Annotated in this window: 9 protein-coding genes, 7 tRNA genes and 1 pseudogene; 7 read left to right on the top strand and 10 right to left on the bottom strand. The window is 48.5% G+C overall.

All coding sequences use genetic code 11. The features are described from left to right. Positions 1–10 precede the first annotated feature (10 nt). From AC6R0S_RS08955 to AC6R0S_RS08925, 7 genes are all read left to right on the top strand, one after another. Positions 11–85, top strand: a tRNA-Gln gene (locus tag AC6R0S_RS08955). A 75-nt stretch (positions 86–160) separates the two neighbouring features. Then, positions 161–245, top strand: a tRNA-Leu gene (locus AC6R0S_RS08950). Positions 246–272: 27 nt separating this feature from the next. Continuing rightward, positions 273–347, top strand: a tRNA-Gln gene (locus tag AC6R0S_RS08945). Between the two features lie 66 nt (positions 348–413). Then, positions 414–498: transfer RNA gene (locus tag AC6R0S_RS08940), tRNA-Leu, on the top strand. 16 nt (positions 499–514) lie between these two features. After that, a tRNA-Met gene (locus AC6R0S_RS08935) sits at positions 515–591 on the top strand. A 51-nt stretch (positions 592–642) separates the two neighbouring features. Then, positions 643–727 (top strand) — tRNA-Leu (locus AC6R0S_RS08930). Between the two features lie 28 nt (positions 728–755). Further along, a tRNA-Gln gene (locus tag AC6R0S_RS08925) sits at positions 756–830 on the top strand. 138 nt (positions 831–968) lie between these two features. On the opposite strand, the gene AC6R0S_RS08920 is transcribed toward AC6R0S_RS08925, so the two are convergent. From AC6R0S_RS08920 to flgE, 10 genes and pseudogenes are all read right to left on the bottom strand, one after another. Beyond that, positions 969–2,102 carry a flagellin gene (locus AC6R0S_RS08920; RefSeq protein WP_500631840.1) on the bottom strand — a complete coding sequence of 378 codons (1,134 nt, stop codon included), beginning with the start codon at positions 2,100–2,102 and terminating at the stop codon, positions 969–971. A 505-nt stretch (positions 2,103–2,607) separates the two neighbouring features. Continuing rightward, entirely contained in the window at positions 2,608–3,753 is a 1,146-nt protein-coding gene (locus AC6R0S_RS08915; RefSeq protein ID WP_500631839.1) for a flagellin, read from the bottom strand. 430 nt (positions 3,754–4,183) lie between these two features. Then, positions 4,184–5,377 carry a flagellar hook-associated protein FlgL gene (gene flgL, locus AC6R0S_RS08910; RefSeq protein WP_500625733.1) on the bottom strand — a complete coding sequence of 398 codons (1,194 nt, stop codon included), beginning with the start codon at positions 5,375–5,377 and terminating at the stop codon, positions 4,184–4,186. 9 nt (positions 5,378–5,386) lie between these two features. Continuing rightward, positions 5,387–7,261, bottom strand: coding sequence for a flagellar hook-associated protein FlgK (flgK, locus tag AC6R0S_RS08905; protein WP_500637748.1), 1,875 nt, complete (start codon positions 7,259–7,261; stop codon positions 5,387–5,389). Between the two features lie 188 nt (positions 7,262–7,449). Then, a complete protein-coding gene (gene flgJ, locus AC6R0S_RS08900; RefSeq protein ID WP_500637747.1) occupies positions 7,450–8,361 on the bottom strand; it encodes a flagellar assembly peptidoglycan hydrolase FlgJ in 912 nt (303 codons plus the stop codon). Between the two features lie 10 nt (positions 8,362–8,371). Then, positions 8,372–9,463 (bottom strand): flagellar basal body P-ring protein FlgI, encoded by a 1,092-nt coding sequence (locus AC6R0S_RS08895; RefSeq protein ID WP_500637746.1) that lies wholly within the window; start codon positions 9,461–9,463, stop codon positions 8,372–8,374. A gap of 51 nt (positions 9,464–9,514) precedes the next feature. Continuing rightward, entirely contained in the window at positions 9,515–10,297 is a 783-nt protein-coding gene (flgH, locus tag AC6R0S_RS08890) for a flagellar basal body L-ring protein FlgH (RefSeq protein WP_487903741.1), read from the bottom strand. A gap of 22 nt (positions 10,298–10,319) precedes the next feature. Continuing rightward, the gene (gene flgG, locus AC6R0S_RS08885) at positions 10,320–11,108 is read right to left on the bottom strand and encodes a flagellar basal-body rod protein FlgG (RefSeq protein ID WP_334551189.1); all 789 of its coding nucleotides are present in this window, start codon (positions 11,106–11,108) and stop codon (positions 10,320–10,322) included. A gap of 21 nt (positions 11,109–11,129) precedes the next feature. Further along, positions 11,130–11,879, bottom strand: a complete 750-nt coding sequence (gene flgF, locus AC6R0S_RS08880) for a flagellar basal-body rod protein FlgF (protein WP_334551190.1) — start codon at positions 11,877–11,879, stop codon at positions 11,130–11,132. Positions 11,880–12,075: 196 nt separating this feature from the next. Then, positions 12,076–13,381 (bottom strand): annotated as a pseudogene (gene flgE / locus AC6R0S_RS08875) (flagellar hook protein FlgE). Positions 13,382–13,403 lie beyond the last annotated feature (22 nt).

Here is a 13,403-nt window from a genome sequence, read left to right as displayed (position 1 = left end):
AGAATCTTGTAGGGCTATCGCCAAGCGGTAAGGCAGCGGCTTTTGATGCCGCCATTCCCTGGTTCGAATCCAGGTAGCCCTGCCATATTTTGTTTTTAGTCTCGCCAGACTGAAAACCGCTGAACTTACTCCTTGTTTGATAAGTTGAGCACTATAATTCGCGGAAGTGGCGGAATTGGTAGACGCACCAGATTTAGGTTCTGGCGCCGCAAGGTGTGAGAGTTCAAGTCTCTCCTTCCGCACCATCATTCGATAGCATCGCTATCACCTGCAGGTCTATCGCCAAGCGGTAAGGCAGCGGCTTTTGATGCCGCCATTCCCTGGTTCGAATCCAGGTAGACCTGCCATTATTTCTTGTGATGAGTTTTCTCATTACAAGCGTCTAGAAAGACCTTCTAGGCACAATTAAGTATGCGGAAGTGGCGGAATTGGTAGACGCACCTGATTTAGGTTCTGGCGCCGAAAGGTGTGAGAGTTCAAGTATCACCTTCCGCACCATACTTAATTCAGGTTTGGCTACGTAGCTCAGCTGGTTAGAGCACATCACTCATAATGATGGGGTCACAGGTTCGAATCCCGTCGTAGCCACCATTACAATTCATAGCTGATTTTTACCCATAGTTCGGTTATGATATAAACAAAGCGGAAGTGGCGGAATTGGTAGACGCACCAGATTTAGGTTCTGGCGCCGCAAGGTGTGAGAGTTCAAGTCTCTCCTTCCGCACCATTATTTGATAGCATCGCTATCACCCTGCAGGTCTATCGCCAAGTGGTAAGGCAGCGGCTTTTGATGCCGCCATTCCCTGGTTCGAATCCAGGTAGACCTGCCATATTAAAACCCAGCCTTTGGCTGGGTTTTCTCGTTTCAGCCCAGTTGCCTTTTTCGCATCTCTTCTGCACAAAAAATCCAGCCCTTGGGCTGGATTTAACATTAAGTCATGACTTTTTAGATGCTAGAAATCACTTTCTTAGCCTAAAAGCCCCAACGCTGAGTTGGGCGCTTGCTTTGCCTGAGCAAGTACAGAGCTTGACGCTTGAGACAAGATCTGAGACTTAGTCAATGCGGTGGTTTCTTTGGCGAAGTCCGTATCTTTGATGCGGCTCTTCGACGCGTTAACATTCTCATTGATGTTGTCTAAGTTATTGATCGCGTGATTGAATCGGTTTTGGAATGCACCCAATTCCGCTCGGTGACTATCAACAAACTTAAGCGCAGCATCGACGATGGCAACAGACTCTTGAGCGCCACCGACGGTGCGAACGTCAATGGTATCAACGGTGACCGCTTTAGCTGGGCCAATGCTCAGTTCACCGGCTAGACTGCCTCCAAAGGTCGCCGTGCCTTCTACTGTGTTGTTATCGGTGAACAACTGAAGTTGACCATCTTCGTTAACCGACGCTTTCACCATGTCCGTTTGACCGTTGATGTAAGTGGCCAGCTGCTCAATATCATCCCCCTCTTTTGCGGTGATGGTGATGTCTTGCACGCCGCCAAACTTATCCGTGACGTTGATGGTCAAGTCATTGGCCCCCGCTTGCACTGCCCAGTCTTTATCTTGACCGTTGGCTGCAACGTAGCTGTTACCGCCCATCAGAGCATTGTCGCTGCGCATGTTGTTCATCGTCAACATAACCGCTTCACCATTGTCCGCACCGATCTGGAACGATTTGGTGGCGAACGTACCGTTAAGTAGCTTGTTGCCACCAAACGAGGTGGTCTCAGCGATACGATTCAATTCATCGTTCAACGCGGTGATCTCTTCTTGAATCGCCACACGCTCAGACTTAGAGTTCGAGCCGTTCGCCGATTGTAGCGAGAGGTCACGCATACGTTGCAGGATATTGGTGGTTTCATTCATCGCGCCTTCCGCTGTTTGCGCCATCGAAATGCCGTCGTTCGCATTTCGTACCGCGACGTCTAGGCCACGACTTTGGACATTCAAACGGTTCGAGATTTGCAGACCTGCTGCATCATCTTTCGCACTATTGATTTTGAAACCAGACGACAATTTTTCCATTGATGCTTGCTGCGCTGATGTTGCTGAGTTCAAGTAGCGCTGAGCTGTCATTGCCGAAACGTTGGTATTTACATTAACCGCCATAATGGTGTCTCCTATTGATTTCCGTAGAGCGGAGGTCCAAAGGTTTCCGACGTCTCGGTAAACCAATTAGTTCTCTCAAAGTATCCTTATAGCGACGCCAACTTGATTATCTTTAGAGCATTTTGATAAATCCTCCTCGTTGCATAGCAAAAATCGATAGAATTTGAGCAAGCTCAGAGTTCGAGAAAATATCATTAAAGTTTTGTGACTATTGACCGATCGGGTGCACTTAAGACATCAGTGCGAAAGAAATGAGATTGATTGAAGAAAGAGAAATCTGGAGATAAAAGAAAAGCCCCTTTTCCTTTGAGAGAACCGGGGCTATAGAGGTCACCAGTGCCTTTGGAGATCGAGAGAAATGATTCCGGGCTGGTAACCAAGACACAGGTAAAGCGGTTAAGCAGAGCAGGTTTGAGAGAGAACTCTGCTTATCCAATCACCCATGTTTGCCTGAATGCCTTCAAAAGCCCCACGTCTGGGTCTGCGCTAATGAAGATATTCGCAACTACTGCAATAGTGACATCGCAGAGTTTGGCAACTGTTTTGCTTGAGCGAGAATCGATGTCCCCGCCTGCTGCAGAATTTGCGCTTTGGTCATTGCCGTCGTCTCTTTGGCAAAATCCGTATCGCGGATTCGGCTGTTCGACGCTTCAACGTTTTCTTGGATGTTGGCCAAGTTATTAATACTGTGGCTGAGTCGGTTCTGCTTCGCACCCAGATCGGCACGCTGAGAATCTACGTAGCGTAACGCCGCATCCAAGATACCGACCGCGTTTTGTGCGCCACCCACAGTATTCACATCAATACTCTGTACTGTGGTCTGAACACCAGGACCACCGTTGAGGCCTATCTCGGTCGCTAAGCCACCAGAGATATTCATATTGCCTTCCAAGTTAGGCTCAGCGGCAAAGATTTGCAGTCTGCCATCTTGATCGACCGAAGCTTTCAGTTTGTCGGTTTGACCGTTGATGTACGTCGCTAGCTCTTCGATGTCATCCCCTTCTTTCGCGAGGATATCGAGCGTTACCGCTTCGCCATCTTTAGTGGTGAATTCAAATTTTAGATCTCGTGCGGTGGCAGGTACGCCCCAGTCTTTGTCTTTACCCTTCTCGGCATCCGAGATGAACGACTGGCCTCCCATACGGAAATCATCGGCACGAATGCTGGTCAATCCCATGATAATCGCTTCACCCGAGCTGGCACCGATCTGGAATGACGCTTCACCAAATGATCCGTTGAGCAACTTACGACCACCAAAAGAGGTGGTTTCTGCAATACGGTTAAGCTCATCTTGCAGCGCAGACACTTCTTCGTTCAGGGCTTGACGCTCTGAAGCGGAGTTGGTGCCGTTCGCAGATTGTAGTGATAGATCACGCATACGTTGCAGAATCGAGGTCGACTCGTTCATCGCCCCCTCTGCGGTTTGTGCAATCGAGATACCGTCGTTGGCGTTACGCATCGCGACATCTAAACCACGAGACTGAGCGGTCAGACGGTTTGAGATTTGCAGACCCGCTGCATCGTCTTTCGCACTGTTGATTTTTTGACCTGAAGATAGACGTTCCATCGACGTATTCAAATCGCCAGTCGCTTTATTCAGGTAACGCTGAGCGGTCATTGCTGACACGTTAGTGTTGACTGTAATGGTCATAGTTTGCTCTCCTAGTGAGTCGCAAGTTCTTGCGAAGCGGCCAGCTTAATCTCATTTGGAAGCACTGACCGTGTATGACTTGCTAAGCAGGCGGTAGCCGGCTTAAAATTTTTACTCTGATTTTACTAATTCAAGTTGTATGCCAACTTAACAAAAAATAGCCAAATCAATTTATTTAAATTAACTATCAATATGTTAGATACATCATTGCTATCGAACTGCGCTTAGTCACTCTGTACTTGCTAGTGAGCGGCACTCGATGATTGCCGCTCGGTGGCAAGGTTTGCCGATACACGAACTATTAGGTTTTGCTCGGCGCTTAAGGCGTAGCACATAAGGCATGGAGCGAACCCATCGGTTATCCTCATCTTGTGTCAGACAACCTAATCACCAAGAGTGTTAAGCATCGACTTAGGCGATAAAGATCCATTTAGAGATAGTTAAACAGGGTTAAGTCTTTTGTTTTTCCGAACGCTTGCTGCGATGCCTGCAACGCACGCGTGTTTTCGTTAAATTCGATGATCGCTTCCGAGTAATCCAAATCTTCAAAGTTGCTTTTCGATTTGGCGAGCGTCATCTTAAAATCTTCATGCTGCTCTTCTTGAATATCGAGCGTGCTCAACCTTGCCCCCACATCCGTGCGCGCTTTATTGAGATGAATAAACGCCGAATGGAATTCTTGAGTCATTCGATGCAAACGTGCGGTATTGGACGTATCTGACACAGACCCTTGTGACAAGGCCATTGCTTCTTGAAAGGTATCGAAAATGCTGTAGCTTTTGCGCGGTTCAAGCGTGATTTCATCGCCCTTCTCGATTTGGCCTTTGACCTGAATCGTCAACTCCTCGTACTTGATCCCTTTCGCCGGATCAAAGGTATCAGCCTGAACCACACTGCCGTCGCGCTCGAGTTGATAGCCATATTTACCACCCGGCATATCAACAAACGTGACCTTATAGCTAGAGTCATCATCAGGATTAAAGTTGGTCGCGCGCTCAAGCAGCAACTCAGAGGTATCACCCAGGTTGTAGTCCGGAGCATAATCACCAAAGGGGTTATCTATTTCCATAAACAGCTTGCTACCTGGATCGTTGATCGGCATTTCAAGCGTGTTGGAGATTTTCATCTTGCGTTGGTAGTCATCCCCTGCGTACACCACAGCGCCATCTTTATCTCGAAAGAAGGGTTGGTTTTTCGGCTTAGTCCCGGCAAAAATGTAGTTGCCTGATTCATCTTGTACATTCACCAAGTTAAGGAAGTTATTGCTGATTTCCTCAAGCTCTCGACGCTTCGCGATGCGGTCTTCAGGGGACAACGCACCGTTGATCATTTCCATCACGGTTCGCTTTGCTTCATCGGCGTACTCTTCTGCGTTAGAAATAATCACTTCGTGATGCTCAAGGCGATTACGCGTCAGCACGATGGCATCGGTGTATTGGCGCAATTGCTCTTTCTGCTGACCGATATTCTGGATGTAGTGCGTGGCCAAGGGATCATCACTGGCGCGCATCAACTTCTTACCTGAAGCGAGCTGCGCTTGGTTATGATGGACTTTTGCTTCTTGACGACGCAGATCGTTTTGCACCGACTGATAATTATGGAAGCTGGAAATACGGTTGATCATTTACGCCCCCTATCGCAATGCCAAAATCGTGTTAAAGGTGTCGTTTGCAGCTTGCATGATGCGTGAAGAAGCCATGTACGCTTGCTGAAACTTCATCATGTTGGCGGCTTCCTCATCCAAGTTCACTCCGGAGATAGACGCCACACGTTCTTGTGCCGCCTCTTTCTCTAATCTTGAAACATCGGTTAAGCGTGACGCGGTCGACATCTGTAACCCGACGTTGGTGTTGAGGTTGTGATAGATATCGAGAATGGTCGACTCACCATCATTGAGCTTTTTCTCGGTTTGGATGTTTTGCATTTTGAGCAAGTTGCCGTTGTCCCCCTCGGAAGGGACAAGGTTTGCCGTAAATTTATCGTTCGGCAATGCCCCATCGGTCAGTTCAAAAATCGTACCTTGAACCTCGACAGGACCAAACGGTGGGTAATCTTGGGGCGGCAAGAGAATTTTGCCTTTTGTGTCCGTGACGGCAAACTGCTTCCCATCCGGCGATACCACCACTTCAAACTCGCGTAAATCCCCTACTTCTTCGATATTGAATTTCGCTTTACCTTGCGCGAATGTGGTCGAAGCTTCATAACTCTGCGCGGCGATCGCGGTCGGATCATTGGTGGCCATTTTCATTTGCGCAGCGCCACTGCGGGTCGGACGAATCAACACGCGTTCGCCCTGTGCTAAATCTTGATTGATTTCAATACGTAAGCCATCAATTTGCAGTGCATTACCTACTTGAGGTACGGAAAACTGCTCACCGGATGGGCGAGTAATGATGTAATCACCGTCGTGATACTGGAGCGAATACTCGCCACCTTCAAGCCGAGTGGTATCTTCAATATACACGGCTAAGTCCGCATTAGAATTTGAGGCTGTCACCACACGTGACTTGGCTATGATGTCTGAATTGACATCAGTAAAAATCAGACCACCAATTTCCCCCCTAAGATCGAGACCTTGAGATTGCAATCTATTCACTTCATAAGAAAACGACGTAGCGAGTTTGCCAAGCTCATCCATAAGCTGGGGGATCTTATCATCACGCATAGTGAGCATAGCGCCCATTTTGCCATCAATATCTTTAGTGGTAATCGCTTTGATGCCTTTACCCTCAATCATGGCTAAGCGGCGCTGATGAACATCTGGGTAACCATCGATCATGGTTAAGCGACTCGCTTCCGTTCCTGACACTAAGGTATGCCCGTTACCGATATGGATGTTGAACCCTTCCGCATTCTTGCGCGGAGTCACGGTCACTTTGGTGTACTCAGACAGCTCAGCCACCAGCTTTTCGTGTTGGTCCATCAAATCGTTGTGCGGCCCAGGTGTTCTCATCATCAAACGATGTAAATCACGTATTTCAAGCGCCAGTTGATTCATTCGCTCGACACCAAGATCGAGTTTTTTGTTGGTCACATCCGACTGACGGCGAATGGTCTCATGGAAATCATTGAGGTTTTGGGTGATCAAATTGGCTTTTTCGAGCACCACTTTACGTGCCCCGACATCGTTGGGGCTGTCGGCAAGCGACTTCACCGAATCAAACCACTCATTGAGATTTTCTGGGATTTTTTTCGAGGCAACTGAGGAGAGCATGTTCGACAGCATTTCTAAGTTCGCTTCATCGTCGACTTTGTGCGCGTAATTGGTGGTCGAGACATTGAGTTCATTAACGGCAAATTGATCCCACGAGCGGCGAACTTTTTCCACATGCACGCCCATACCGTAGGTTTCCCCGCCATATTGACGCGGCATGTTTGTGCCTTGTATCACCGACTGACGGCTATAACCCTCGGTATTCACGTTCGAGATGTTGTGCCCTGTGGTGTTCAATTGTCTCTGAGCCGTCAGTACGCTTTGCGAACCAAGATTCAGAAGATCAGACGCCATATTGCCCCCAAGAAACCTTTATTTATCAGTGTTTACTGATTGCCTATGGACTTAAAAAGCAATATGTGTGCCAGGGTTAGTTTTCGAGAGTGTATGGGATAAGATTGATTGGATTAGGGGTGGTGGGTGGTGGGTGGTGGGTGGTGGGTGGTGATAGGGTCTGCTGAGAGACCCTATCGGTCAAGCCATTACATGCTATCAATACGTCGTTTGACACTCAGCACTTTATCCGCGTAATCGGGGTCTGTGGCATAACCGGCATCATGAATGCCGCGAATAAACGCCTCATCATCGCCATTGTGCTTGAGCGCTGTGGTATAGCGAGGGTTTTGATTGAGGAAGCGCACATAGTCGTTAAAACTCTCTTCAAAGTTAGCGTAAGAACGAAATGCTGCTCGCTCTTGTACTGGCACCCCCTGATGATATTCAAGAGTTTGAGTGGACATCTTATTGCCTGCCCAGCTGCGGTCCGCTTTGATATTGAAGAGGTTGTTACTGCTACCACGCGAATTGTTGATGACTTTTTGGCCCCAGCCGGTTTCGAGCGCCGCTTGGGCAAGTAGCAATGATGAGTCCACGCCGAGTGCCTGAGCGGCCTTTTCCGCATAAGGCGACATCGACGCTACAAACGATTCTGGAGAGTCGAATGTGCTCGCTTGTTCCTCTCCAATAGCACGCATTTCAGTAGGCGCATTGGCACGCTCTTCACGAATACGAGAGACTTTGTCCATCATGGCTTCAAAATCAGGGTTGCGGTTGTTCGCGGTTTCATTATCCACTTGGCCTGTGGAAAGCTGCGCCACAATCATGTCGGCTAGGCCGAGTGAGCCAGAGGCACTCAATTCACTCGCCATCTGATCATCCATCATCTGACGATAGAACTGTTGATTCTGGCTGTCCATCAAGCCGGATTCAAAGGTTGAATTGGCATCACGCATCGATTTGAACAGCATAGAGGTAAAAATCGCTTCAAACTGTTTGGCGGCGGCGTTGAGCGCTTCTTGCTCTGCCCCTTCCTCACCATTGACCGCTTTACGGCGCAGTGAGTCTAGGTTGGCGATATCATGAATAAAACCGATGTCATTTCCGTTATTGATCATATCGCCCCCGTTAAATGATGATCAGCTGACCTTCAATCGCGCCCGCTTGTTTCAGCGCTTGCAAGATTGCCATCAGATCAGACGGTGCCGCGCCGACTTCATTCACCGCACGAACCAGATCGTCTAGAGTTAATCCAGGCTCAAACTTAAACATCTTGCCTTGTTCTTCGGTGACTTCGATATCGCTGTCGGGGACAACAACCGTCTCACCACCACCAAACGCATTCGGTTGACTCACGTTAAGACTTTCTTTGATTGCCACTGTCATGCCACCATGAGTCACGGCCGCCGGCTTCAAGCGCACGTGCTGGCCGACAACGATAGTTCCTGTACGTGAGTTAACAATGATCTTCGCTGCACCATCGGCGGGGTTAAATTCGAGGTTTTCAATGGCTGATAAGAAGGCCACACGCTGAGTGACATCGCGAGGCGCACGCACTTTCACCGATGTGGCATCCACCGCTGAGGCCATCTGAGGACCCAGGAAGTTGTTAACGGCATCCGCCATACGCTGAGCAGTAGTGAAATCAGATTCAAGCAAGTTAAATGTGATGTAATCACCACGACTAAACGGCGATGGGATTTCTCTCTCAACGATGGCTCCGCTGGAAATCATACCTGCTGTCGGGTTGTTGCCGACAATTTTAGAGCCATCGGCGCCAGTCGCACTAAAACCACTCACCACTAAATTGCCTTGCGCCACCGCATACACTTGCCCATCTAGACCTTTGAGCATGGTCTGCATCAGTGTACCGCCACGCAAGCTTTTCGCCGAGCCTATTGAGGAAACGGTGACATCAACCGTCTGACCTTGCTTAGAAAAAGGCGGCAACTCAGCCGTCACAATCACAGCGGCAACGTTTTTGGTCTTTGGCTTAGTGCCGGGTGGCAATTGAATGCCAAAGTTTTGCAGCATGGCGTTAAAGCTTTGATCGGTAAAGGGGGTCGATTCTCCTGTGCCCGGCAAACCTGTGACCAATCCGTAACCGACAAGTTGGTTACTACGAACACCGGCAATTTGAGCCACGTCTTTAATACGCGCGGCCTGAGCTTGTGTCACAACAAGCAGCGAGCTAATTAGGAAGACAAACAACGTTTTCATGGAGACACCTTTTTCTCTAACGCAATGCCAAAACATCGACATCAAACGGGATTAAAGAGCGACATTAAAAAATCGTGCCAAGAATCCAGGTTCTTGCATATCTTGTTGCGTTCCCGTACCAGAGTACTGGATTCGGGCATTTGAAATGCGCGTTGACGCGATGGTATTGTCGTAGTCGATGTCATCCGGACGGATGGTGCCGCTTAAGCGGATGTATTCGTCCCCCGTGTTGAGGGTCAACCACTTTTCACCGCGAATCACCAAATTGCCGTTCGCCAGAACTTCAATCACTTCGACCGAAATCGAGCCTGAAATGCTGTTACTTTGGTTCGCCGCCGCGCTGCCACTGAACGAATTATCATTGCTTAAGTTATATGAAAAATTGTAGTCACCAATGGTCAACTGCTGACCACCCACTTCCAGCGGATCCATCGACGCATCATTATTTTTTGACAGATCAGCGTCTGAGCTTTTCGCCGCTTTGGTACTTTCATCCAAAGTGACGGTGATGATGTCACCGATGCCTCTCGGTTTAGAGTCGTCGTACAAACTGACGGTCATTTTACCGGTATTAAACAACGAACCGGTTGCCGCCGCGTAGTGCTCCGGCTCATGCTTAGGATGAATGGGGGCCCAAGCAGGATCGCCAGCGACAGGGTCGGTGCGTCCTCGCAGAGTATCAACAATCCCAGAGCTATCATCGGAAGATTTATCTCCTTCTACAGCATCAACGGTAGTTGTACCTTGAACCACATCCGGTGTCTCGATGGGCATATCCAGCATGGTACAGCCTGAGAGCAGTGCTATCAGTGTTACACTAATGACTCGCATCATCACAATCCCCTTACTCATTCAGTTATAGCTGTTGGTTTACGAAGCTCATCATCTTATCGACGGCAGAGATAACTTTTGAGTTCATTTCATACACGCGCTGCGCTTCAATCATGTTGACTAGCTCTTCCGTCACGTTCACGTTTGAGGTCTCTAGCATCGATTGACGCACTTCACCAAACCCGTCAAAACCCGGTACGCCTTCTTGAGGGTCACCACTGGCACCGGTTGGCAAGTAGAGGTTTTGACCAATAGGCTCAAGACCACCAGGGTTGATAAAATCAACCGTAGTAATTTGCCCCAGGACTTGGTTATCTTGCTGACCTCTCACGCGTACAGAGACTTCCCCATCCGTACCAACGGTAATGCTGATGGCGTCGTCTGGAATCGTAATTTCAGGCTCTAAGGAATACCCCGCACCAGACGTAACAATCACACCTTCACTGTTGACGGTGAACTGACCATTGCGCGTGTAACCGATGTTGCCATCCGGCATCAATATTTGGAAAAAACCGTCGCCTTCGATCATCATGTCGAGGCTGTTGTTGGTCGTTTGCGTATTCCCTTGGGTATGCACTTTCTGCGTTGCCACGACCTTAGAGCCCGCGCCGAGCATTAAGCCACTTGGCAATTCGGTATTTTGCGAAGATTGGCCACCCGGCTGGTTGATATTTTGATAGAACAAATCTTCAAACACAGGACGGCTTTTCTTAAAACCCACCGTCGAGGCGTTAGCCAAGTTGTTGGAAATGGTCGAAATATTGGTTTGCTGAGCATCTAAGCCCGTCTTACTTACCCATAATGCCGGTTGCATAATTCTCTCCTAGAAACTGTCTTAGCTCATACGAAGCAGAGAATCAGACGCTTTGTCCATGTCTTCTGCTGTGCTCATCATCTTGACCTGCATTTCGAATTGTCGTTGAAGATCAATCAAGCTGGTCATCTCACCGATGGCATTCACGTTGCTGCCCTCTAACGCGCCTTTGAGCAGTTTTACGCCGGCATCCGCCTCGTAAGCTGCATTGGGATCTTTAGCGCGGAAGAGGCCATTGACATCTTTGTACAGTGATTGGTTGTCGTTGCGTGTCAGTTTGATGCGATCAACGATTTCGATCGCATCCGCTGGGGCGCCTTGTGGCACAACAGAAATCGTCCCATCAGTACCGATTTCCACTTTGCTCAACGGAATCGGTAGGGTGATCGGTGCGCCTGTCTCGCCCAAAACCAAGTTGCCATTACCATTGGTAAGCAAGCCATTGACGTCAATGTTGAGGTTACCGTTTCGAGTCAGGCCTTCTTTGCCCGTCTTGTCCATAACGGCAATCCAACCTTGACCTTCAATAGTGACATCGAGATCTCGCCCAGTGGTAATCACACTGCCTTGCTGAAAATTATGGCCTGGTCGCTCTGTCATGCTAAATACGCGGCTTGGCAAACCGTCGCCGTATGCTTGCATTGAGCGGGCTTGCGCCAAATCAGCACGGAACCCCGTGGTACTGACGTTTGCCAAGTTATTCGCTCTTAGCTGCATCGCTTGCATATTTTGCTTTGCTCCGCTCATAGCGAGAAACAGTGCACGATCCATAATTTGCTCCAACAATCACAATTTAGATCATTTAAAGCAATTGGCGTGCCAATAAAAATAAGCAAATATTATCAATCAGTTGCAAAGAGAAATGGCAATATAGAATAAGATTGGAGCGGCAATTGCCGCTAGAGGCAACAATAGCAAACCAACGATTGCCGTTAGTTTGCTATTCAGAAGATTGCGTGTGATTCGATTAACGAATCTGAAGGATATTTTGTTGAGTTTGGTTGTGCACTTCAAGTGAACGTGAGTTCGCTTGGAAGTTGCGCTGGGCTGAAATCAGATCCACCAGCTCTTGAGTCATATCAATATTGGACTGTTCAAGCACACCACTATTGATTGTACCAAATGAGCCTTTGTTCGATTCACCCCACACTTTGGCGCCAGAGTTTTGAGTGGCATCCCATTGAGTTCCCCCCTTCTTATCTAGGCCTTGTTCATTGGCTACTCGAACCAACGCCACACGTCCCAAGGTGATATTCTCACCGTTAGAGTATGTGCCAAGGACACTACCGTTTTCATCAAAGTCAACCTTCGTCAAGAAGCCAGTAGTTGCGCCATCTTCGTCAAACTTGGTCAATTCAAATGGAGCCGCAAACTGAGTGGCACTATCAAGGCCAAACGACAATGTTTGGTTGATATCTGCACCGTTCAAGTCAATCGGGTTAGTACCCGCCCCCAAAGGCTCGGAGACGATATTCTGCCCATTGTTTAAACTGGCTAGCGTACCATCATTATTGAAACGCATAGTGTGACCGACATGCCCCGTAGGACTCGTTGCATCACCACCAACGATGTTCAGTGGCTTCTCACCAGCACTGTCCGTCACCGTGTAGTATGTCTGCCACGTATTCGCCTGATTTTGATCTTTTAGGTAGTAGGTCGTCAGTTTGTACGACTGGCCCATCGAATCATAAATCGTCGAGGACGTTGAGCGGTTGTACGTCTCCGGGATCGGAATAATCAAACAAGGTTGGGTCCTTCAAATCCCCACCCGCAGGTAAGTTCACCCCTACTTCAATGTTTGCTGTTTGCTTTGGCTTACCAAACTCTTTTGGAATGTTAAGTGGCGAAGGCTCATAAGAGAGAACATCACCGGTATCTGGATTGACTTGGTAACCGAGTAAGAACTCGTCATTAGCGGTCACCATGTAGTTGTTTTTATCCAAATGAAACGCGCCGTTACGAGTCAGTTCATTGGATGTTGGGGTTAATCTGTCTTTTGCGACGGCAAAGAACCCCGTACCAGATACACGCAAATCCATCGGGTTATTGGTATAAATACTGGAACCTTCATGGAACTGCTGAGCAACCTGTGCTGCCTGCACACCTTGCCCTGGCGTTGTTTTCGCATGGGTAAAGAGTGAATTTGAGTACACATCGCCAAACTCTGCACGCGACTCTTTAAAGCCGAACGTGTTTGCGTTCGCAATGTTGTTACTGGTAGTGTTCAGATCTAACTGAGCTGCGGATAACCCGCTAAGTGCAACATATGACATTCCAAAATCTCCTATCTAGCTA

Source organism: Vibrio sp. R15-SG3-ISO1B (assembly GCF_059833835.1).
The sequence above is the reverse complement of the archived record's forward strand: the minus strand, read 5'-3'. Positions and strand labels throughout refer to the sequence as shown.